Raw genomic sequence first — 22,673 nt, 5'->3', positions numbered from 1 at the left:
ACTCGCCGCATCCGGCCCCGGATGGCGCGCTCATAGCTTCGCTCGATAGGGTCGAGGTCGCTACGCCGGGCACTCGCCCGGCACCACCACGAGGAGTATCACCGGCATGAGCCCCGCGCAGCCCGACAAGAGCGTGTACGAAGGCCTCTCGAAGAAGGACCGCCAGGCTCTGAACCGCGAGCTCGCCCGCATCCAGCGCGAGGAGGAGCGCAAGCGCAAGAAGCGCAACCGCATCCTCTTCCGCACCGTGGTGGTGGTGGCGATCGTGGCCGTGGTCGGCGGCGTCGGCTTCGGCATCTACAACGGGGTGCGCTCGAGCTTCACCGGGCCCGCCAACATGCTGAGCGACGGCATCCTCTTCACCGGCAGCGGCGAGACCGTGACGGCCACCACCACGGCCGCCATCCAGCCCGGCGCCGAGCCCGTGGCCTCGGACCTCGCCACCGACACCGTGCTGCGGCTCACCGAGTACGTCGACTACGCCAGCGACGACGTGGCCACCTTCGAGACCACCAACGGAGCCTCGCTGCAGTCGTTCGTGACCGCGGGCTACGCGAGCCTCGAGCTGCACCCCGTGGCGCTCGAGGGCGGTGCCGGCAGCTACTCGGCGCGCGCCGCGAACACGATCGCGTGCGTGGCGAACGGGGTCCCGGATGCGACGCTCGTCATCCACAACGCGCTGATCGCCGCTCAGCCCGACCTGCCCGAGGGCGGCCTCAGCAACGACGAGCTCGTGACGCTCGTGGCGGATGCGGGGCTCGACGACGAGCAGATCGCCTCGTGCATCCGGGGCAACGAGTTCTCCGACTGGGTGACGGATGCGACGGCCCGCGCCGAGGCGTCGATCCCGAACTCGGACGTCACCGAGCTCACCGCGGCGCCGCTCCTCGTGGTGTCCGGCACCGCCTACACCGGCCCGCTGGACGACGCGGAGGCGCTCAACGCATTCATCACCGAGACGTTCACGGCGGTCTCCGAGGCGGGAGCCGCCGAGGGCACCGAAGAGGGAACGACCGACGGCACCACGCCCACCACCCCGCCGGCCACCACCGCGCCGCCCACGCCGAACCCCACGGCTCCCGCCGAGTAGAGGGGGCGCCGCAGCGGCGCGAGGTTGACTAGGTAAGCCTAACCTAACTAGGATCAGGGGGTTCGCGGCTCGTCCGCGGGCCCCCTCTCCCACCAGTTCGGAACCTCGATGCCGTCACGCCCCTCACGTCTGCGCGCGGGCCTCGCGCTGCTCCTCGCGGCCGCCACCGTCGTGGCGCTCGGCGCCTGCACCGCCACCGCGTCGTCGACCGAGACGGCGGGCTCCTGCCGCTCGAGCGACGTGCCGCTCACGAGCCTCGAGCTGACGGCCGACCCCAAGAACCACGTGGGCGAGTCGACCGCGTGCCTCGAGGACACGGGCATCGAACCGGTCACCGACGCGGGCGTCGACGCCACCCCCGCGCTGCCGGCCACCGTGCTCGACAACCAGGGCACCGAGGTCACGGTCACCGACACGAGCCGCATCCTGGCGCTCGACATCTACGGCACGCTCGCCGCCACGGTGTTCGGTCTCGGGCTCGGCGACAGCGTCGTGGGCCGCGACACCTCCACGAGCTTCGCGGGCGCCGAGGAGCTGCCGCTCGTCACGCAGAACGGGCACGAGCTGAACGGCGAGGCCATGCTCGAGCTCGCCCCGACCGTCATCATCACCGACTCCTCGATCGGCCCGTGGGACGTGGTGCTGCAGATGCGCGAGGCCGGCATCCCCGTGATCGTGGTGACCCCCGACCGCAACCTCGAGAACTTCGGCGAGATCGCCGGCATGGTGGCCGCAGGCCTCGGCGTCCCGGCCGCCGGCGAGGCTCTCGTGGAGCGGGTCGACGCCGCCATCGACGAGGAGATCGCCACGATCGCCTCGGTGACCCCCGAGGATCCGGCCGACCGTCCGCGCATCCTCTTCCTCTACGTGCGCGGCAACGCCGGCGTGTACTACATCTTCGGCGACGAGTCGGGCGCCGACACCCTGATCGAAGCGCTCGGCGGCATCGACGTGGCGGGCGAGATCGGCTGGAAGGGCATGCGCCCGATGACCGCCGAGGCTCTCGTGAAGGCCCAGCCCGACCTCATCCTCATGATGACGAAGGGGCTGGAGTCGGTCGACGGCGTCGACGGGCTGCTCGAGCGCATCCCGGCCGTGGCCGAGACGCCGGCGGGCCAGAACCGGCGCATCGTCGACATGAGCGACTACGAGATCCTGAGCTTCGGCCCCCGCACCCCCGGCGTGCTCGACGCGCTCGCCCGCGCGATCTACGCTCCGGATGCCTCCGGCTCGGCCTCCGAGGCGGCGGCCGAGTGACCTCGACCAAGCCGGGCCGCCCCGACGCCCGCCGCCCCGAGGCAGGCCTCGACGCAGCTCGTGAGGCCGGTCTCGACGCGGGCCCCGGGGCCGGTCTCGGGTCAGGCCGCGGGCGCGGTCTCGAGCCGGGTCTCGAGTCGAGCGTCGATCCGCTGCCGAAGCGCAGCGGGCCGGGCCGGAAGGCCATCCTCTTCGTCTCGCTCGCGGTCGCGCTCGTGGCGATCTCGCTCGTGGCGGCGGGCACGGGCCAGCTCGGCGTCGCCCCCGCGGAGGTGCTCGGCTCGATCCTGCAGAAGGTGGGCATCACCTGGTTCCCGCTGCCGGAGCATCCGAACGGCGACAGCGCGCTCTGGACCATCCGCTTCCCGCGCGTGGCCATGGCGATCCTCGTGGGTGCCGCGCTCGCCGCGGCCGGCATGGTGATGCAGGCCATCTTCGGCAATCCGCTCGCCGAGCCCGGCGTCGTCGGCGTGAGCTCGGGAGCGGCCCTCGGCGCCTCGGCCGCCATCGTGTTCGGTGCCACGTTCCTCGGCGACTGGTCGATCGCGGCGAGCGCCTTCGTGGCCGGTCTCGCCGCCACCCTGCTCGTCTACGGTGTCTCGCGCGCCAACGGCAAGACCGAGGTCGTGACGCTCGTGCTCGTGGGCATCGCGGTCAACGCGTTCGCGGGAGCGGGCCTCGCGCTGTTCATGTTCCTCGCCGACACGCAGTCGCGCGAGGCGATCGTGTTCTGGCAGCTCGGCAGCCTCAACGGATCGCGCTGGCCCGACGTGTTCGTGGTCCTCCCGGTGGTGGTCGTGGGGCTCATCGTGGCATTCGCGCTCTCGCGCCGCTACGACCTGCTCTCGCTCGGCGAGAAGCCCGCGAGGCACCTCGGCGTGAACGTGGAGCTCCTGCGCATCGTCTCGATCGTGGTCGTGGCGCTGCTCGTAGCGGCCGCGGTGGCATTCTGCGGCATCATCGCGTTCGTCGGCCTCGTCATCCCGCACCTCATGCGCATGATCATCGGACCCAAGCACCTGCCGCTCCTGATCGCCTCGACCCTCGGCGGATCGGTGCTGCTCGTGGCCGCCGACCTCGTGGCGCGCACCGCGGTGCCGATGGCCGACCTGCCGATTGGCATGCTCACCTCGCTCATCGGCGGGCCATTCTTCTTCTGGCTGCTCCGCCGCACGCGCAAGAAGGCGGGAGGCTGGGGATGAGCGCTTCCGCATCGGCGGCCGCTCCGGCGCCCCCCGCCGCTCCCGCTCTGCGGGTGACGCGCGCGGGTGTCACGATCGACGGCACGCGCATCCTGCAGGACGTCTCGTTCGAGGCCTCCCCCGGCGAGGTGGTGGCGCTCATCGGCCCGAACGGCGCCGGCAAGTCGACGCTGCTCTCGGTGGTCACGGGCGACCAGGCCGTGACCGAGGGCACGGTCGAGATCGACGGCCGCGCGCTCGGCGCCTGGAGCCTCAGGGAGCTCGGCCGCCGCCGCGCGGTGCTGCTGCAGCAGAACGGCGTGTTCTTCCCGTTCACCGTGCGCGAGGTCGTCGAGATGGGCCGCGCGCCCTGGCAGCGCACGCCGCGCGAGGCCGACGACGAGGCCGTGGTGGCGGAGTCGATCGAGCTCACCGGGATGCAGCGCTTCCGCGAGCGCCCCCTGCCCTCGCTCTCGGGCGGGGAGCGGGCGCGCGCGTCGCTCGCGCGCATCCTGGCCCAGCAGACCGGCATCCTGCTGCTCGACGAGCCCACCGCCGCCCTCGACCTGCGCCACCAGGAGGACGTGCTGCGGATCGCTCGCGACCGCGCCAGGGCGGGCGACTGCGTGGTCGTGGTGCTGCACGATCTCAGCCTCGCGGCCGCCTACGCCGACCGCATCGTGCTCATCGCCGGCGGCCGCGTGGTGACCGACGGCTCACCCGACGAGGTGCTCACCGCGCCGCTCCTGAGCGAGGTCTACGAGCTGCCCGTGGAGGTGATGCGGCACCCCGTCACCGGCACCGCGCTCGTGCTGCCGCAGAGGCACGACGCCTCCCCCATCCTGATCCCCGCCGATTCTCTCGAGGAGACGACATGACCGCCCGTGCCCACGCTTCGAACCACCCCCGAGGCCTCCGAGCGTTCGCCGCGGGCCTCGCACTCGCCGCCGCCGTGGTCACCGCGGCCCTCGGCGGTGCGGCGGCTCCGGCGCACGCGGCAGGATCGGTCGACATCACGGTGAAGGACCGCCCCGACCTCGTGGGCGTGGCCGACCCGAACTACCTCACCGAGATCACCGCAACGGGCACGGGCTTCCAGTCGATCCCCAACGGCTTCGGCGGCATCTACGTGTTCTTCGGCTGGGTCGACGGCGGATCGTGGGCCCCCAGTCAGGGCGGCTCCACCGGCACCGACTACCGCTACGTCTACGACGACGAGGCGAATCCCGTGGGGTACCAGCTGTTCGTGAGCTTCCCGGGCTCCTCCACCGAGTACGCCGCGAACGGCGGCGAGGTGAACGCCGACGGCAACTGGTCGGCGACCATGCGCATCCCCGGCTCGAGCTTCGAGTCGTACGACCGCGACGGCAACGTCACCACCGTCGACTGCCTGCAGGTGACCTGCGGCATCATCACGATCGGCGCCCACGGCGTGGTGAACCCGAGCAACGAGAGCTTCACACCGATCTCGTTCCGGGACCTGTACTCGGACGACGCGGCCGCCGCTGCCGCCGCCGAGGCCGCCGCTGCCGCCGCGCCCGCCGCCACGACCCCACCCGCGGGCGAAGGGGGCGCCGAGGGAGTCACCACAGAGGAGGCCGCGCCCGGGCCCGTGACCACCACGATCATCGCCGCGCCCGCCGCCGTCGACGACTCCGGCGACCTCGTGCCGATCCTGCTCGGCGCCGTCGTGGGAGTGGGGGTGCTGGCGGTCGCCGCGATCGGGTTCCTCGTCTGGGCCGTGCTGTCGTCGCGCAAGCGGAGCGCTGCCGCAGGGACGGGTGCTGCCGGTGCCGGTGCTGCCAGCGCTGGTGCGGCCGGTGGCCATGCGTGACAGGTCGCGCCGTCGGCCGCGCGCACTGCTGGCGGTGGCGCTCGCGTCGGCCGTCGCCTTCACGCTACTGGCACCCCTGGCGGCCTCGACCGCCTCAGCTGCCGCATCCGCGATCGAGCCCGCGCCTGCCCCCGTCACGGGCTCCGCGACGACGCCCGATCCGGTCTCCGAGCAGGTCGAGCCGTCTCCGGAGCCCGATCCCGCACCGGACCCCGAGCCCGCACCTGCACCTGCACCTGCACCTGCACCGACGACCGAGCCCGAGCCCACGGCCGATCCCCCCTCCGCCGACCCCGAGCCGTCCCCGGCCCCCACGACCGAACCGGATCCCACCCCCGAGCCCACGTCGACGCCGGCTCCCACGTCGACGCCGACCCCGACCCCGGCACCCACCGCGACCCCGGCGCCCACCCCCACCGCCGCGCCCACCCCCGTCGATCCGACCCCGCTGCCCGCCTCCACCTGGGCGGCCACCACCTCTCCTGCCGCCGGGCAGGTGCTGCTGCAGACCGATCCCGCCCGCATCGACTACGCCGTCGACATCGCGTGGGCGCCCCCCGCCGGCACGGCGACCGCAGTCGGCTACCGCGTGGAGCTCTTCTCCGGCCGGGCCGTGACGAACGCGAGCAACCTCATCGCGCGCGTCGAGGTGCCCGCGAGCACCACCCGCCACCGCGTGGAGGGCGTCGCATTCGGCGCCTCCTCGGTGACCGCCCGCATCACGCTCCTCGACGGCGCACGTGCCCTCCCCGATCCGCTCGTCAGCGAACCGCTCGGCCTCCCCTCCTCGAGCACCGGAGTGCTCGGCACGGCGCGCGCCGGCGTGCCCGTGCTGTCGGCTCCCACCGCCCGCGGCTTCACCGCCGAGTGGACCGCCTCCTCCACCGAGAGCGCCCCGGCTCCCGCCGGTTACCTGCTCCGCGTGCTCGAGCGCCGCCACGACCTCGCCGCGCCCAACGCCAACTCCTACATCGCCGTCACGTTCGATGTCGGATCGACCACGCGAGCCGTCATCGACGAACTCCAGGGCTCGAGTCGCTACCTCGCCGCCGTGGTCGCCTACGACGTCGTCGACGGGCAGAAGCGCTTCCGCCCCTCCTCCTTCGTGAGCTCGGTGCCCGGCTGGATGACCGACTATCCGGCAGAGACCACCGGCACCCGCGCTCCGCTCACGGAGTGGACCGCGCCGCCCGCCGCGCCCGTGGCCGAGACGGCCCGCACCCTCACCTGGCAGGGGGTCCCCACCACCGGCCGGTTCACCGGTGGTTCATCGATCACCGGCTACCGGGTTGAACTGCACCAGGCGGGGCGCGGTCTCGTGCAGAGCGCTGTCGTGGCGCCCGGCGGCGACGCGGGGCCCTCGGCCCGCTTCGCCGGCCTCAGCCCCGAGGCGGTCTACTCGGTGCGCGTCGCGGCGGTCAACGCCGTCGGCACGGGTGAGCTCTCCGACTACAGCCCCGCCGTGGCCCTGCCTGCCGGATCGCCCGCCGGCAGCCGCCCGCCCGCCTACGCCGATCGCGCCGCCCTCGACGCGGCCGTGGCCGAGGGCTCCGTCGCCGACGCCACACCGGCCTCCGGCTACACCGCGGAGCAGGGCGAGGACGTCGTCGTCACCGTTCCGTGGACCTCCGCTCAGTCGGGCGAGGCCTGGTGGTACGGCTCGGCGACCTTCGCCGCATCCGTTTCGACAGCAGCGACCGGCACCGGCACAACCGTCTCGCTGCCCACGGCCGGCCTGACCCCCGGCGTGCACCGCGTGCTCTTCGTGACCGATGCCGAGCTCGACGGCGATCCGGTGCCGGCCGGAGGTGCCGCCACCGCCGTCTCGGTCACCATCACCCCGGTCGTCGCCGATAAGATCGCGCTCGAGAACGCGGTGCTCCGCTGGGGCCTGAACGACGAGGCGAACAACGGCGCCTACTTCGGCGGCTGCAACTACCTCTCGGCCGGGCGCACCCCCGATCCGGGCGGCTCGGTCATCTTCACCGAGGCGCAGTACTCCTCGAGGGCCGGCAACGTCACCATCGAGAAACCGGATGCCTCGGGCCGGTTCGTGCAGGCGAGCTTCGCCACGCGCTGCCTCGACCGCGACGGCGAGACCCTCACCTCCGGCACGAGCTCGCCCTACGGCGGCAACCAGTTCGTGATGTCGGGCGGCACCGGAGAGGTCGATCGGGCCACGGGCAGCGCGACGCTCCGCTGGCAGGGCGATGTGACCGTGGCGTACTACGGCGGGATGACCTTCTGGTACCTCTCGAACCCCGTGCTCACCGTGGAGAACGGCGTGGGCACCCTCACCGCCACCACCGGCGGTTTCGGCACCGACATGGACGACCTCACCAAGTGGCAGCCGCTGCCCGAGCGCTCGGTCACCCTCGCGACCTTCTCGGGCGTGCAGGTGGGAGCCGACGGCTTCACCGTGAACCCCGACTACCGCGGCGTGCGGGCTGCCCTGCCGGCGGGCCAGACCCCGCAGACGACCTCGGGGCCCGACTGGGGATCCTTCCCGCAGAGCTTCGTGGAGTTCCAGATGGAGACCGGCCAGGCCGCCTACTGGTACTCCAGCGGGGGTATCGCCGACGGCGCCAAGCCCGCCACGGCAGCCGTCGTCGGCTACGACGCGTCGACCTTCGTGCCGCCCACCTCCGAGGCACCGGTCACGGAGAAGGCGAGCCCACGCACGCCGGTGGCGCTCCTGCCTCCCGTGCGCACGCGTCTGGCTCCGCTGGCCGCCACCACCGCCCTTGCCGCGTCGAACGTGGGCGCCGACACCGCCTCAGCCTCCTCCTCCGTCGTGATCGTGGAGCAGGCGGGGCTGTTCGGCGGGCTGAGCCTGACAGAGCAGCTGCTCTTCCTGACCCTGCTCGCGGTGCTCGGACTCGTGATCCTGATCGCCGGGGTGGGCGGCGGCCTGGTGGTGCTGGGGCGAACTCGATAGACATTTATTAGGCAAGGCTGTCCTTATTAAGGCTAGGCTTACCTCATTCCTGTCAATCTCCCGTGGTCCGGCACGTCTCCGGGCCGCTTCTCAGACTCGGAGCATCCGTGCACAGTTCACCCAGCAGAGGGCGCGCAGCCGCCGCCCTCGCGACCGGCCTGACCGCCGCCGTCGCCTTCTCAGCCCTCACCGCCCTCCCGGCGTCGGCCACCACCGCCCCCGCCGAGACGGAGCCCCTCGCAGCCGTCGGCATCGTCAAGGACGCCGTGTTCCAGTGGGGCGTCTCGAACGAGGTGGGCAACCGGGCGTTCGCCCCCGGCACGTTCAACCTCCTGGGCGCAGGCAAGATCGCCAAGACCTCCGCCGCTGACACCATCGTCCAGGCGGACTGGAAGGCGACAGACGGCAACGTCGTCATCCAGAAGCAGCAGGCCGATGGCTCGTACGCCACCTCGACCTGGGGTGGACTGACGACCGATGCGACTGGCACCCCGATCACCTCGCCGACCGGCGGGCGCTACAGCGCGAATCGCGTGACGATCGCCGCCGGTACCGGCACCGTGGACGCTGAGAACGATTCTGCTGAGATCAGCTGGGACGGCGACTTCACCGTCGCGCTGTACAGCGGAATGACCCAGTTCTACGTCAGTGACCCCGTCCTCGAGGTGGCCAACGGTTCCGGATCGGTCACTGCCACCGTGAGCGGCTTCGGCTCCGACATGAACGACCCCACCCTGTACGTGCCGCTCCCCGACACTGTCGTGACGATCGCCGACCTGCAGAGCGTCGACGTCACCGAGTCCGGCTTCGTCGTGACACCCGACTACCTCGGCGTCGAGATCGACGCACCCGAGGGTGGCACCCCCCAGGTCCGCACCGGCCTGGTCGCCGGCGCCTTTCCGCAGAGCTTCGTCGATTTCCAGGGCCTCACCGGTCAGTCGTCCTACTGGTACTCGAGCGGCGGTTCCACGGACGTCGCCAAGCCTGCCCTGCCGCTGTCCGCGACCTACAGCGCCCCCGTGGCGACGCCGGTCGTCTCGGTCTCGAAGACCGAGGGCCTGAACCCCGACACCGACGTGGTCACCGTCACGGGCACCGGCTTCTCGCCGAACGCCCCGGCGACCTCGGGCACCCGCCCGCCGCTCGCCGGAAAGTTCGGCGGCGCCTACGTGGCGTTCGGCAGCTTCGCGGATGTCTGGAAGCCCTCAGAAGGCGCGCCCCGCGCATCGCGCACCACGGCCGACACCAAGTGGATCCTCGAGGCCGCTGATGTCGCCACGGTCGGCGGGGCCGCAGCAGGCGCCGTCGCCATCGACGCCGACGGCTCGTTCCAGGTGGACATCACCGTCGAGAAGGACTTCGAGGGAGCCCTCGCCGACGGCAACTACGGCATCTACACCTACCCGGGCAGCGGCGCCGTCTACGCCCCCTTCGAGACCTACACCCCGATCTCGTTCGGCGCGGCCGTCCCCACCCGCATCGAGGGCGCCGACCGCTACGACGTCGCCGTGAAGATCGCCCAGAAGTCGCACCCCACGACCTCCGACGTGGTCTACCTCGCCAACGGCAGCACATTCACCGACGCCCTGAGCGCCGCCCCGGCCGCGGCGGGCGACAGCGCCCCGCTGCTGCTGACCACGAGCGACCGCCTGCTCCCCGTGGTGAAGGCCGAGCTCGAGCGCCTGAAGCCGAAGACCGTCGTGGTCGTCGGCGGACCGAAGTCGATCCAGCCGGCCGTGTTCGACCAGATCGACGCGATCGCCACCGATGAGGCCGTGCGCATCGACGGCGCCGACCGCTACGCGGTCTCGCAGTCGGTCGCCGACTACGCCTTCGGAGGGGGCGCGACCACCGCCTACGTCGCCACAGGCACGAACTTCCCGGATGCGCTCTCGGCGAGCGCCGCCGCCGGTTCGAACGGCTACCCCGTCGTGCTCGTCTACGGCAAGGCCGGCACCGCGGATGCCGCCACGAAGGCGCTGCTCACCGACCTCGGCGTGAAGAAGGTCAAGATCGCCGGCGGGCCGGCCTCGGTCTCGGCCGGCATCGCGACCTCGCTCGCGAGCGTGGCCCCTGTCACCCGCCTCTCCGGCGCCGACCGCTACCAGGCGTCGATCGCGATCAACCGCGACGCGTTCACCGCGGCCGACGACGTGTTCATCGCCACCGGCCTGAAGTTCCCGGACGCCCTCGCGGGCGCCGTGCTGGCCGCGTCGAAGGATGCGCCGCTGTACGTGGTCCCGGCCGGCTGCGTGCCGACCGGCGTCATCCAGGACATCGGCACGTTCGCTCCGGACCGGGTCACCCTGCTCGGCGGCACCGCCTCGCTGAGCCCCGCCGTGCAGTCGCTCACCGCCTGCGCGTTCTGAGCATCCTGAGCGCCTAGCGCGCGTCCCCCACGGGCGCGCCGGGCTGGAAGCCGTCGACTTGACACAAGATGTGCCAAGTCGACGGCTTTCGGCGCATCTACTGTCAAGTCGAGGAAGTGGATCACTCCCCGACCCGCGTCAGGCCCCCCTCACCGAGCGCATCGACGCGCCTGCCCGGGAGGCGAACGCCGCCGCCGTGTCGGCGATCGTCTGCTGCATGACCTCCACGGCGCTCGTCGGCGCCACGTCGCGCGGCCGCGCGAGCGAGATCGACCTCGTGAGCACGGGCCCCTCGAGCCGCACCGAGCGGAGCCCCGGCCGGTCGATGAGCACCATCGCGGGCACGATCGCCACGCCGAGGCCACGCTCCACGAAGCGCAGCACGGCATCCATCTCGGCCCCCTCGAGCACCACCTCGGGCTCGAGTCCCGCTGCGGCGAAGGCGGCGTCGGTCGCGCTGCGGAGGTCGTAGCTCGAGCTGAACACGATCTGGGGCAGCCGGGCCACCTCCCGCAGCCGGATGCTCGCCCCTCGGGTCACCGCCGGCGCGGCCGCCGACGAGATCACCACGAGCTCCTCCTCGAGCAGCGGCGTCACCCGGAAGCGCTCGGCCGATCCCGCGTCGGAGGTGGTGATGAGCGCGAGGTCGAGCTCACCGCTCTCGAGCTCGTCGAGCAGCCGGCGGGAGCCGTGCTCCGAGAGGTGCAGCTCGATGGCCGGATGCTCGGCATGGAAAGCGCTCAGCACCTCGGCCACGAGACTGATGCACAGCGTCGGCGTGGCGCCGAGCCGCACGCGACCGCGTTCGAGCCCGGCGAGCTCGGCGAGCTCGCGCCGCACCGACTCCGCGTCGGCGAGCATGCGCCGGGCGAGCGGCAGCAGCGACTCCCCCGCGGTGGTGAGCGTGCTGCCCCCGCGGGCGCGGTGGAACAGCTCCGCGCCCAGATCCTGCTCGAGCGATGCGATCTGCCGGCTGAGCGAGGGCTGGGCCAGGTGCAGCTGTTCGGCGGCCTGGGTGAAGTGGCCGAGGCGGGCGACCTCCACGAAACTGCGGAGCTGCTCGAGGTTCATCTTCATAGCCTATGCGCATCGCGCTGAGCAGATATATGCATTGGAGTAATCTCACGGCGAGGCATAGCGTCGAAGCATGACTTCCTCCGAACGACAGATCTCCACCACTGTGCTCGTGATCGGCACCGGCGGATCGGGCCTGCGCGCAGCCATCGAGCTCGCCGAGGCCGGGGTCGACGTGCTGGCCCTCGGCAAGCGCGCCAAGAGCGATGCGCACACCTCGCTCGCCGCCGGCGGCATCAACGCCGCCCTCTCCACGATGGACCCCGACGACAGCTGGCAGCAGCACGCCGCAGACACCCTCAAAGAGAGCTACCTGCTCGCCAACCCGCACACCGTCCAGATCGTGACCGAGGGCGCCGCCCGCGGCATCCAGGATCTCGAGCGCTACGGCATGCCGTTCGCCCGCGAGGAGGACGGCCGCATCTCGCAGCGCTTCTTCGGCGCCCACACCTACCGCCGCACCGCCTTCGCGGGCGACTACACGGGGCTCGAGATCCAGCGCACCCTGGTCAACCGCGCCGCCCAGCTCGAGATCCCGATCCTCGACACGGTCTACGTCACGCGCATCCTCGTGAACGACGACGGCGCGGTCTTCGGCGCCTACGGCTTCGACCTCGAAGACGGCACGCGCTACCTCATCCACGCCGACGCCGTCATCCTCGCCGCCGGCGGCCACAACCGCATCTGGCGCCGCACCTCCTCGCGACGCGACGAGAACACGGGCGACTCGTTCCGCCTGGCCGTCGAGGCCGGTGGGCGGCTCCGCGACCCCGAGCTCGTGCAGTTCCACCCCTCCGGCATCATCGAGCCCGAGAACGCCGCCGGCACCCTCATCTCCGAGGCGGCGCGCGGCGAGGGCGGCATCCTGCGCAACGGCCTCGGCGAGCGCTTCATGGAGCGCTACGACCCCGAGCGCATGGAGCTGTCGACCCGCGACCGGGTGGCCCTCGCGGCCTACACCGAGATCAAAGAGGGGCGCGGCACACCGAACGGCGGTGTCTGGCTCGACGTCTCGCACCTGCCGCGCGAGACGATCATGACCCGCCTGCCGCGGGTCTACCAGACGATGCTCGAGCTGCAGATGCTCGACATCACGAAGGAGCCGATCGAGATCGCGCCCACCGCGCACTACTCCATGGGCGGCGTGTGGGTGCGGCCGGAGGACCACGGCACCGACGTGCCGGGCCTCTACGCGATCGGCGAGGCCTCGTCGGGCCTGCACGGCGCGAACCGGCTGGGCGGCAACTCGCTCATCGAACTGCTCGTCTTCGGGCGGATCGTGGGGCAGGCGGCGGCCTCGTACTCGGCCTCCCTTCCGGCGCAGAAGCGCTCCGCCGCGGCGGTCGGAGTGGCGCGCGACGAGATCGCGGCGCTGCTGGCGGCCGACGGCGACGAGAACGTGCGGGCGCTGCAGCGCGCCATCCGCAACACCATGACGGAGCATGCCGGCGTGGTGCGCTCGGAGGAGGGACTCCTGGCCGGGCTCGCCGAGCTCGACGCCATCGAGGCACGGATCGCCGACATCGGCGTGCACCCCGACATCGCCGGCTACCAGGATCTGGCGCACGCCTTCGATCTCAAGTCGGCTGCCCTCGCAGCCCGCGCCACCCTCGAGGCCGCGATCGAGCGGCGCGAGTCCCGGGGCTGTCACAACCGCAGCGACTACCCCGAGCTCGACGAGTCGCTGCAGGTCAACCTCGTCTGGAGCCCCTCCGGCGGCATCACGCGCGAGAGCATCCCCGCGATCCCCGACGACATCGCGGCCCTCATGCGCGACGTCGCCACGGTCGGCAAACTCCTCGAGTAGCCCGACGGGGTTCCCCGTGCCCGGGCGCTCGAGCGCTCGGGCACGGCCCTAGAGTCGGAGGTGGCGCCGAGCGAGGCGCCTCTGCCAACGACTTCGGGGAGTTGTTCCGTGCGATCACGCCTTCTGACCATGCCGGCCGCCATCGCGCTCGCGGGGCTGCTGCTCGGTGCTTCCGCCGCCGCCTCCGGGGCGGCCGCGACCGAGCTGCCCGCACCGGCCGGTTCCGCCGATCCGGGCGCCGCCCCCGCAGATCCGGGCACCGCCCCCGCTGTCCTGTCGCCTCAACTCGAGGTGCTCGCCGCCACCGCCTCTGCACCCTCCTCGCCCGAGACCGCCGCAGCCCTCGCGGTGGCCGCAGAGGGCGCCGGCAGCCTGCAGGTCGACGAGGCCGAGCGTGTGAGCGTCACCGCCACCTTCGCCGCCGCTCCGGATGCCGCGCAGCTCGCCGCCTTGGCCGGGCTCGGCGAGGTCGCCGCGGTCTCACCGGTGCTGCCCCGGGTGACCGTCTGGATCACGCCCGCCGACCTCGCCGCGCTCGCGGCGGTGCCCGGCGTCACATCGATCGCCACGGACCTCGCCCCCTCCGTGGGGGCGAGCGGCGCCGTTCTCGCCACGGCGCAGGCCGGATCCCCGTCATCCGGAGCATCAGCCGCCGCCGCGCCCGACGCCTCGTGCCGCAGCATCCCGGTCGACGTCGACCCGGTGCTGCATTCCGACGAGGCGCGCGCCCGTTTCGGTGTCGACGGCACCGGCGTCACCGTCGGTGTCATCTCGGACTCCTTCGACACCTCCGCGAAGCCGGTGACCACCGCGGCGCAGGACGTCGCGCTCGGCGTGCTCCCCGGACCTGGCAACCCCTGCGGGTTCACCGAGCCGGTCGTGGTGCTGAACGACGCCGCGGGCGGCACCGACGAGGGCCGCGCCATGGCCCAGCTCCTGCACGGCGTCGCACCCGGTGCGCGCATCCTCTTCTCCACGGCGGAGCCCAGCGTGAGCGGTTTCGCCGCGAGCATCGTGCAGCTCACGGATGCCGGTGCCGACGTGATCGTCGACGACGTGAACTACACCACCGTCGAGCCGATGTACCAGTCGGGTGAGCTCGGCCTCGCCATCGACTACGCCACCGAGCACGGCGTGCTCTACATCTCGGCCGCCGACAACTACAACGAGTACGGCTGGGTGGGCAACCCCTCGGCCGGGCACGCCATCGGCGGCTGGGCGGCCGACGCCTTCGTGCCGATGGCCTGCCCCGAGGCCGTCGTCGTCGCCGCGGCACCCGTGGCCGTCGACTGCCACAACTTCGGCAGCGCCGCAGAGCCCGACGCCACGAACGGCATCCTCGCCGAGAACAACGGCCGGGGGGAGTTCTCGATGGTGCTCAACTGGGCCGAGCCCGTGAACGGCGTGACCGCACGCATCCGGCCGGGCCTCGTCACGGCCGCCGGAGCCTTCGAGGTGCTCGGCCAGCAGCCCGACAGCACCATCCCGTCCGCCGCGTTCAGCGGCGCGCTCCCGGCTGCCGGCCTCTATGGCGTGGTCGTGGTGCGCGAGCTCACCGACCGCGCGGCCATCACCCCTGGCTTCAAGTTCGTGTTCACCGAAGACGAATCGGGCACCGTGCAGGGTCTCGAGCACTACATCTCGGGTGAGGGTGTGACGGTCGGGCCGAACATCTTCGGGCACACCGCCGACGAGAACGTGCTCTCGATCGGGGCGGCCGACTACCGCACCCCCACGATCGCTGAGGGATTCTCCTCGGTCGGCCCGGTGAAGCACCTGTTCGGCGCGGTGCAGACCGACGGCAGCCCGTCGCTCCCGCTCCCCGAGCCGGCGACGCGCGCGAAGCCCGACCTCACGTCGCTCGACGCGGCGCAGACGTCGTTCTTCGCCGCTCCCGCCGGGCCCGACGGCGCCTACCGCTTCTCCGGCACCTCGGCCGCGTCTCCGAACGCCGCGGGCGTGGCCGCCCTCGCGCTGCAGCACTCGCCGCAGTCGAGCGCCGACGAGGTGAAGGCCGCTCTGAAGGGCACCACCTCGGCCATGACGAACCCCTATCTCAACCTCACCGCTGCCGACGTGCACGGAACCGGCCTCCTCGACGCGCTCGCCGCACTCGAGGCGCTCCCGGCTGCACCCGTGCCCGCGCCCACCCCGGCGCCGGCCCCGGCTCCGGTGCCCGCCGCTCTCGCGGCCACGGGGGTCGAGACCGTCCAGGCCGTGCAGCTCGCCGTCACCGCGACCTCGGTCACGGCGCTGGGCTCGCTCGCGCTGCTCGCCGGCGTGCTGGGGCTGCGCCGTCACCGGCGGCGGGTCTCGTCGGGAATTTAGTTGTTCCTACAAGTGTTGTAACCGGCATGACGAACGCAGCCGACCTCCTCGCCCCCGCCACCACCATGGGGGCCGTCACGCTCCGCGTCGGCGACCTCGACCGCATGGTGGCCTACTACCGCGACGCCGTGGCGCTCGACGTGATCTCGCAGCAGGGCGGTCTCGCCGTGCTCGGCCGCGGCGGCGTGCCGTCGATGGTGCTGGAGCACGCCCCCGAGCTGAGGAATCCGGGGCCTCGCGAGGCGGGTCTGTTCCACACCGCCATCGTGTTCGAGACCGAGGAGGCCCTCGCAGCATCGGTGTACTCCGTGGCCCAGCGCTTCCCGAACTCCTTCACCGGCTCCTCCGACCACCTCGTCTCGAAGGCCTTCTACTTCACCGACCCCGAGGGCAACGGGGTCGAGCTCTACTGGGACCGCGACCGCAGCACCTGGAGCTGGACCCACGGGCAGCTCGAGATGTCGACCCTCTACCTCGACCCGAACGCCTTCCTCCAGGAGCACCTCACCGAGGCCGTGGTCGCCGACCCGCGGGTGGGCGGCGCGTCGATCGGGCACGTGCACCTCTCGGTCGGCGACGTGCCCGAGGCCCGCGACTTCTACGTCGACAAGCTCGGCTTCGAGGTCACGACCGCGTTCGGCCCGAGCGCGCTCTTCGTGAGCGCCGGCGGATACCACCACCACATGGCCATGAACGTCTGGAACTCCGCGGGCGCCGGCCGACGGCAGCCCACCCTCGGGCTCGGCCAGGTCGAGATCGTGCTCCCGGATGCCGAGTCGCTCGGCGCCACGCACGAGCGCCTACGGCATCACGGCCTGCAGACCCGCGACGACGGCCGCACGGTGACCGTGGCCGATCCGTGGGACAACACGATCCTGCTGCGGCCCGCCGCCGCCTGACGGCACGGCGCCCAGGATGACGTCACCCGCGCCGGCTGACCGGTCTCAGTCGGCGGACGAGACCAGGCAGAACGGATGCCCGGCCGGATCGAGGTACACCCGGAACGTCTCCTCGCCCTCTCCCGTGGCGGTCGCTCCGAGCGCGAGCAGCGCCGCCTCGCCGGTGTCGAGGTCGTCGACCCTGATGTCGAGGTGCAGCTGCTGCGGCACCCGCTGGCCCGGCCACTCGGGCGGCGTGTAGTCGGCGACCCGCTGGAAGGCGAGCACGGAATCTGCGCCAGGACGCCCGATCTCCACCCAGTCGATGCCGTCGCCGGCCTCGGCTGCGTCATCCTCGCCTCCGTCGCCGGGCCCCTCGTCGTCGGGCACGATTCGCATGCCGAGCACCTCGGCGTAGAACCCGGCCAGCGCGGCCGGGTCGGGGCAGTCCAGGACGACGACGTCGAGCGATCCGATCATGCGCACACCCTACGACGCTCCCTGCGCCCGTGCCACCACCTCGCGCGCCGCGACAGCACCCTCGGGCGTGAAGGTGTAGACGCGACGCCGGCGCAGTTGCGTGTCGGTGTGCTCCTCCCACTCCGAGGAGATCCACCCCTGTCGCTCGAGCCGCTCGAGGATGGGGTAGACGGTGCCGGAGGGCCGCCCCGACCGCTTCATGATCTCGAGCCCGAACACCGGTCCCGCGCTCTCGAGGAGGATCGACAGCACGTCGACGGTGGGTGCGGTCACCCGCTGCAGCGGTTCCATGCCCCCAATCTAGCCGCGAGAGCGCTCGGCGAGCTCCCGGTAGGTCGCCTCCGACACGGTGTCCGGGCCGCCGAGCACCACGACGCGCGAAGGCTTCAGCCGGTCGAGCTCGAGTGCGACGAGCGAGGGGACACCGTCCTTCTGCACGAGGAGCACCGGGGCGCCGTTGCGGATCGCAGCCGCCGACCCGGACAGCGCATCCGGGAACACCTGCCCCGAGGCCACGTACACCGTGCGGGTGTCGGGCGACCCGAAGTAGGTGGCGGTGATGCTCGCCGAGACGGCATAGCGATCGGCGCCCTCGATGCGGGTGGTCGGCGCCATCGAACGCAACTCGGCCTCCACGCTCTGCGCCACCGTGCTGGTGCCGCCGAGCACGACGATGGTCGCCGGATCGAGGCGATCGAGCTCGGACTTCACCTCGCCGGGGATCGCATCCTTCCTCACCAGCAGCACGGGCCCACCCTTCGCGCCGGCCGCCGCGGAGCCCGACAGCGCGTCGGGGAACACGCCTCCGGAGGCCACGTAGACCACAGGCCGCTTCGGGTCGAACGCGCCGGCCGAGATCGCCGCGGAGACCGCATAGCGATCGGCGCCACCGATGCGCGCGACCACCGGGGAATACGCGGCGAGCGCCGTCTGGACCACTGCGGAGACGGTGTCGGTGCCACCGGTCACCACGATCCGCTTCGGATCGAGGCGCTCGAGCTCGGCCGCCACGGCTCCCGGCACGGAGTCCTTGGTGACGAGCAGCACCGGCCCGCCGCCGTCTCCGGCAGCAGCCGAGGCCGACAGCGCATCGGGGAACACCGCCCCGGAGGCCACGTAAGCCACGTCGACCCCCGTGGGGAACTTCTGCGCCGACACCGCTGCGGAGACCGCGTACCGGTCGGCACCCCCGATGCGCTCGATCACCCCGTCGACCTGCAGTGTCACCGTGGCGCTCGCACCGAGGCACGGCGTGCCGGGCAGCAGTTTGAGGCAGTACGTGAACACGTCCACTCCGACGAACCCGGCATCGGGCTGATACGTGAACGATCCGCCCGCTCCGATGGGCGACAACGCGCCGTGCGCCGGCCCCGTCTGCACCACGGCGAGTGCCGACAGGTCGATCCCCAGGTCGTTCGCCAGCAGCCCCGCTCCGACCGCCGTGGAGAAGAACGTGTCGGCGCTGATCAGGTAGCTGTCGTCCGTGGCGATCGGCTCCGCGGCCTGGGCCGCGCTCGGCACGAGCACTGCTCCTGCCGTGAGGGCGATCGACCCAGCAGCAGCTACCGCACGAGCGAGACGGCCGGGTGGCAGACCATTCGATTTCCTTCGCATGATGCACTCCTTCGTGAATCGGTGATGATTGCTCATCTAATCATGCAGCATCGCCCCGCAGCCCGCCCGGTGCAGACTGGAGGGATGACGCCGCAGCAGGCCCTCGCCGAGATCGCGTTCCGCCTCGAGCGGGAGCTCGCCCCCTCGTTCAAGGTGAAGGCGTTCCGGCGTGCTGCCGGGGTGATCGATGGCCAGGGTGCCCACGAGCTGGAGGCGCGGATCGCCGATGGGCGACTGAAGCGCACGAAGGGCATCGGCGATTCCACCTACCTCGTCATCCGGCAGGCCGCCGACGGCGCGGTGCCCGACTACCTGCAGAAGATCCGCGACCGCGCCGAGCCCGGTTCAGGCCCGGGCGACGATCTGCACGGCCTCGCCGCCGCTCTCCGCGGTGACCTGCACACCCACACCGAGTGGTCCGACGGCACCACTCCGCTCAGCGTGATGCTCGAGGCCGCGCGTTCGCTCGGCCGCGACTACCTCGCCGTCACCGATCATTCACCGGACCTGAAGATCGCCAACGGCCTCACCGCCGAGCGCCTCGCCGAGCAGCTCGACGAGATCGACGCGCTGCGGCGCGGGCAGGCCGAGGAGCCGGGCGCTCCCCACCTGCTCGCCGGCATCGAGGTCGACATCCTCGAAGACGGCTCGCTCGATCAGGAGCCCGCCCTGCTCGACCGCCTCGACGTCGTGGTGGCGAGTGTGCACTCCAAGCTCCGCGCCGACCGAGCGACCATGACGAAGCGCATGCTCTCCGCCATCGAGAACCCGCGCACGAACATCCTGGGCCACTGCACCGGCCGCCTCGTGCAGGGCTCCCGCGGCACCCGCCCGCCCTCGGAGTTCGACGCCGAGGCGGTGTTCGCCGCCTGCGCGGAGCACGGCGTGGCGGTCGAGATCAACTCCCGCCCCGAGCGCCAGGATCCGCCCGACGACCTGCTCGCGCTGGCCCGCGACGCCGGCTGCCTCTTCTCGATCGACTCCGACGCGCACGCCCCCGGCCACCAGGGCTTCCTCCCGCTGGGCGCCGCCCGGGCCGAGGCCGCGGGCATCCCCGCCGAGCGCATCCTCACCACCTGGCCGCTCCCCCGCCTTCAGGAGTGGCTCTCCGACGTCTAACGACAGAAATGCGTGGGACCGACCCCGTATAGGCGGTCGCTCCCACGCATTTCGGTAGTTACACGGGTCGGCTACGCCTGACCGATGCCCACTTCCTCGGGGGCCACGTTCGCGCCGGGGGCCGAGGGCTCGAGAGCTGCGGCGACGCGCTGGGAGAGCGTGACGTCGACGGCGGCCCAGTAGGCGAGCACGCGCTCGCGGAGCTCCGGGATCGTGACCTTCGAGACGTGGCCCGCGATGTTCGCGACGAGCCGGGCTCGCGCCGCGTCGTCGAGCACCTCGCGCACGAGCGTGCCCGCCTGGCCGAAGTCGTCGTCCTCCGGGTGCAGGGTGGCGGCCGAGCGCACGAGGGCGCCGTCCGACTCCCAGCCCGAGTCGTTGCCGTGGGCAGCGGGCGAGGCCGCCGGTCCGCCGTAGGAGTTCGGTGCGTAGACCGGGCGCTGCGGGTCGGCGAAGCCGTGCCGCATGGCGCCGTCCTTCGAGTACGAGTGCACGGGCGAGTGCGGCGCGTTCACCGGCAGCTCGGCGTGGTTGGTGCCCACGCGGTAGCGGTGCGCATCCGCGTAGCTGAAGATGCGCGCGAGCAGCATCTTGTCGGGCGACGCGGCGATGCCGGGCACGAAGTTCGAGGGCGCGAAGGTGGCCTGCTCGATCTCGGCGAAGTAGTTCGCCGGGTTGCGGTTGAGCGTCATGGTGCCCACCTCGTGCAGCGGGTAGTCGCCGTGCGGCCAGACCTTCGTGAGGTCGAACGGGTTGAAGCGGTAGGTCGCCGCATCCGCGTAGGGCATGATCTGCACCGAGAGGGTCCACGACGGGAACTCCTCGCGGTCGATCGCCTCGGAGAGGTCGCGGATGTGGAAGTCGGCGTCCTCACCGGCGATCTGGTCGGCCGCGGCCTGCGAGAGGATCTCGATGCCCTGGTCGGTCTTGAAGTGGTACTTGACCCAGAAGCGCTCACCGGCGGCGTTGATCCACTGGTAGGTGTGCGAGCCGAAGCCGTCCATGTGGCGCCAGGATGCCGGGAGGCCGCGGTCGCCCATCAGCCACGTCACCTGGTGGGCCGACTCGGGCGAGAGGGTCCAGAAGTCCCACTGCATGTTGTGGTCGCGGAGGTGCGAGCCCGGCAGGCGCTTCTGCGAGCGGATGAAGTCGGGGAACTTGATGCCGTCGCGGATGAAGAACACCGGGGTGTTGTTGCCCACGAGGTCGTAGTTGCCCTCGTCGGTGTAGAACTTCAGCGCGAAGCCGCGCGGGTCGCGCCAGGTGTCGGGCGAGCCCTGCTCGCCGGCCACGGTGGAGAAGCGCGCGAGCATCTCGGTGGTGGCACCGGGCTGGAAGAGCGAGGCCCGGGTGTAGGCCGAGACGTCGCCGGTGGTCTCGAACACGCCGAACGCGCCGCCGCCCTTCGCGTGCACCACGCGCTCCGGCACCCGCTCGCGGTTGAACTGGGCGAGCTTCTCGACCAGGTAGTGGTCGTGCAGCACGACCGGGCCGTCGGCGCCGACGCTCTGCGAGTGGTCGTCGCTCGCGACGGGGGCACCCGAGTTGGTGGTGGTGACGGGCACGGTGCTGGCGGGCACAGGGGTGGTGGGGTCGGTCAAGACATCTCCGGTTTCGTATGTTCTGCAGGGAATCCTGCGGCGGACTGCGACTGGCACGCTGGGCACAGGCCCCAGAAGGTCACCTCGGCCGAGCTGACGGCGAAGCCCCCCGTCGACGACGGCGTGAGGCAGGGAGCCGCCCCGTGCACGCAGTCGACGTCCTCCACCGCCCCGCATCCGGTGCACACCACGTGGTGGTGGTTGTCGCCGATGCGGCGCTCGTAGAGGGCGGGGGAGCCGGCGGGCTCGATGCGGCGGAGGAGCCCCGCCGCGGTGAGCGCGTTCAGCACGACGTAGGTGGCCTGCAGCGAGAACCCCGGGAGCGCCGGCGCGACACGGCGATGCACCGTGTCGGCGTCGGAATGGGGCAGCCCTTCGAGGGCCTCGAGCACGGCCAGTCGCTGACCGGTCACCCGCAGACCCGCATCCCGGATGCGCGCCTCGAGTGATTCGGTCATACGACGACCGTAGCCGCTAATTATGAACAATTCATAAATAGAGCGCTTCCCGCGCGTGTCCACCCGGTCATCCGAGCCGCAGGACCTCCACCCCCGCCGCGTTGAGCGCCAGGAGCCCGAGGCGCTCGCGGAGCGACCGCCCCGCTCGGCCCGCCTCGGGGTCGACCGCCATCATGACCTGCCTGAAGATCTCGCCGGAGGCGAAGCCCACCACCCGCCCGGGCACCACCCGCGCACCGCGCCTGAGGAGCACGCCGATCACGATCGTGGTGTCGCCGATGGCCTCGGGCATCGACTGCAGCGTGCGCTCCAGTTCGACGAGGGCCGAGCGCTTGCGAGCTCGGTTCACCACGACCGCGATGTCGACGGCGCCGTCGGGTCGCGCCGCCCCGGTCTGTGCACCCACCGCGTGCACACCCTCCGGGGCGAGGGCGACGAGCGAGAGCAGCAGGTCGTCGGCGTTGCCCGCGAAGAGCACCACGAGCCGCTCCCGCCACCGCGAGTAGCGCGGATCCCGCACGGCTCGCCGCAGCAGCTTCCTCTGACGGGATGTCGGGATGGTCACGGTTCCTGTCCTCACGAACGGCCTGCACCCAGGGTATCCGTCGGGCTTGCACGGTGACGCCGACGCGGAAGAGCCGCCCG

General features: G+C 71.9%; 18 protein-coding genes. 11 read left to right on the top strand and 7 right to left on the bottom strand.

The annotated features are described in order from the left end of the window. Positions 1–106: 106 nt before the first annotated feature. The 7 genes from N1028_RS05755 to N1028_RS05725 all read left to right on the top strand — a co-directional run bounded on the left by N1028_RS05755 (position 107) and on the right by N1028_RS05725 (position 10,669). Positions 107–1,090, top strand: a complete 984-nt coding sequence (locus N1028_RS05755; RefSeq protein WP_259525867.1) for a DsbA family protein — start codon at positions 107–109, stop codon at positions 1,088–1,090. Positions 1,091–1,198: 108 nt separating this feature from the next. Next, positions 1,199–2,347 (top strand): heme/hemin ABC transporter substrate-binding protein, encoded by a 1,149-nt coding sequence (locus N1028_RS05750; protein WP_259525866.1) that lies wholly within the window; start codon positions 1,199–1,201, stop codon positions 2,345–2,347. Positions 2,348–2,499: 152 nt separating this feature from the next. After that, positions 2,500–3,549 carry a FecCD family ABC transporter permease gene (locus tag N1028_RS05745; protein ID WP_375163436.1) on the top strand — a complete coding sequence of 350 codons (1,050 nt, stop codon included), beginning with the start codon at positions 2,500–2,502 and terminating at the stop codon, positions 3,547–3,549. Next, on the top strand, positions 3,546–4,406 hold the full coding sequence (locus N1028_RS05740) for a heme ABC transporter ATP-binding protein (protein WP_259525865.1): 861 nt from the start codon (positions 3,546–3,548) through the stop codon (positions 4,404–4,406). Before N1028_RS05745 ends, N1028_RS05740 begins: the two co-directional genes overlap by 4 nt. Next, the gene (locus tag N1028_RS05735) at positions 4,403–5,362 is read left to right on the top strand and encodes a hypothetical protein (RefSeq protein ID WP_259525864.1); all 960 of its coding nucleotides are present in this window, start codon (positions 4,403–4,405) and stop codon (positions 5,360–5,362) included. The genes N1028_RS05740 and N1028_RS05735 overlap by 4 nt, the downstream gene beginning before the upstream one ends. After that, entirely contained in the window at positions 5,319–8,300 is a 2,982-nt protein-coding gene (locus N1028_RS05730) for a fibronectin type III domain-containing protein (RefSeq protein ID WP_259525863.1), read from the top strand. Before N1028_RS05735 ends, N1028_RS05730 begins: the two co-directional genes overlap by 44 nt. Positions 8,301–8,407: 107 nt before the next feature. Next, entirely contained in the window at positions 8,408–10,669 is a 2,262-nt protein-coding gene (locus tag N1028_RS05725) for a cell wall-binding repeat-containing protein (protein ID WP_259525862.1), read from the top strand. Positions 10,670–10,807: 138 nt separating this feature from the next. Here the strand turns inward: N1028_RS05725 and N1028_RS05720 are convergent, their stop codons facing one another. Continuing rightward, positions 10,808–11,740: a LysR family transcriptional regulator gene (locus N1028_RS05720; protein WP_375163435.1), complete on the bottom strand. Its 933-nt coding sequence runs from the start codon at positions 11,738–11,740 to the stop codon at positions 10,808–10,810. Positions 11,741–11,816: 76 nt separating this feature from the next. Here N1028_RS05720 and N1028_RS05715 point away from each other — a divergent pair, with 76 nt between their 5' ends. The 3 genes from N1028_RS05715 to N1028_RS05705 all read left to right on the top strand — a co-directional run bounded on the left by N1028_RS05715 (position 11,817) and on the right by N1028_RS05705 (position 16,777). Next, positions 11,817–13,550 carry an L-aspartate oxidase gene (locus N1028_RS05715; protein WP_259525860.1) on the top strand — a complete coding sequence of 578 codons (1,734 nt, stop codon included), beginning with the start codon at positions 11,817–11,819 and terminating at the stop codon, positions 13,548–13,550. A gap of 108 nt (positions 13,551–13,658) precedes the next feature. Continuing rightward, positions 13,659–15,878, top strand: a complete 2,220-nt coding sequence (locus N1028_RS05710; protein WP_259525859.1) for a S8 family serine peptidase — start codon at positions 13,659–13,661, stop codon at positions 15,876–15,878. Positions 15,879–15,904: 26 nt separating this feature from the next. Beyond that, a complete protein-coding gene (locus N1028_RS05705; RefSeq protein WP_259525858.1) occupies positions 15,905–16,777 on the top strand; it encodes a VOC family protein in 873 nt (290 codons plus the stop codon). A gap of 45 nt (positions 16,778–16,822) precedes the next feature. Here N1028_RS05705 and N1028_RS05700 read toward each other — a convergent pair whose 3' ends face one another. The 3 genes from N1028_RS05700 to N1028_RS05690 are packed head-to-tail and all read right to left on the bottom strand — an operon-like array spanning position 16,823 to position 18,850. Further along, entirely contained in the window at positions 16,823–17,236 is a 414-nt protein-coding gene (locus tag N1028_RS05700) for a VOC family protein (protein ID WP_259525857.1), read from the bottom strand. A 9-nt stretch (positions 17,237–17,245) separates the two neighbouring features. After that, positions 17,246–17,527 (bottom strand): PadR family transcriptional regulator, encoded by a 282-nt coding sequence (locus N1028_RS05695; RefSeq protein WP_259525856.1) that lies wholly within the window; start codon positions 17,525–17,527, stop codon positions 17,246–17,248. A gap of 9 nt (positions 17,528–17,536) precedes the next feature. After that, a complete protein-coding gene (locus N1028_RS05690; RefSeq protein WP_259525855.1) occupies positions 17,537–18,850 on the bottom strand; it encodes a cell wall-binding repeat-containing protein in 1,314 nt (437 codons plus the stop codon). Between the two features lie 84 nt (positions 18,851–18,934). On the opposite strand from N1028_RS05690, the gene N1028_RS05685 reads away from it, so the two are divergent. Then, a complete protein-coding gene (locus N1028_RS05685; RefSeq protein WP_259525854.1) occupies positions 18,935–19,969 on the top strand; it encodes a PHP domain-containing protein in 1,035 nt (344 codons plus the stop codon). 71 nt (positions 19,970–20,040) lie between these two features. Here N1028_RS05685 and N1028_RS05680 read toward each other — a convergent pair whose 3' ends face one another. From N1028_RS05680 to N1028_RS05670, 3 genes are all read right to left on the bottom strand, one after another. Then, positions 20,041–21,570 (bottom strand): catalase, encoded by a 1,530-nt coding sequence (locus N1028_RS05680; protein ID WP_310795577.1) that lies wholly within the window; start codon positions 21,568–21,570, stop codon positions 20,041–20,043. Then, positions 21,567–22,028: a Fur family transcriptional regulator gene (locus N1028_RS05675; protein ID WP_259525853.1), complete on the bottom strand. Its 462-nt coding sequence runs from the start codon at positions 22,026–22,028 to the stop codon at positions 21,567–21,569. The genes N1028_RS05680 and N1028_RS05675 overlap by 4 nt, the downstream gene beginning before the upstream one ends. A 67-nt stretch (positions 22,029–22,095) precedes the next feature. Next, on the bottom strand, positions 22,096–22,593 hold the full coding sequence (locus N1028_RS05670) for a hypothetical protein (protein ID WP_259525852.1): 498 nt from the start codon (positions 22,591–22,593) through the stop codon (positions 22,096–22,098). Positions 22,594–22,673: the final 80 nt, after the last annotated feature.

The sequence above is a fragment of the Herbiconiux oxytropis genome, assembly GCF_024979315.1.
In the GTDB taxonomy this organism is placed as follows: Bacteria; Actinomycetota; Actinomycetes; order Actinomycetales; family Microbacteriaceae; genus Herbiconiux; species Herbiconiux oxytropis.
The sequence above is the reverse complement of the archived record's forward strand: the minus strand, read 5'-3'. Positions and strand labels throughout refer to the sequence as shown.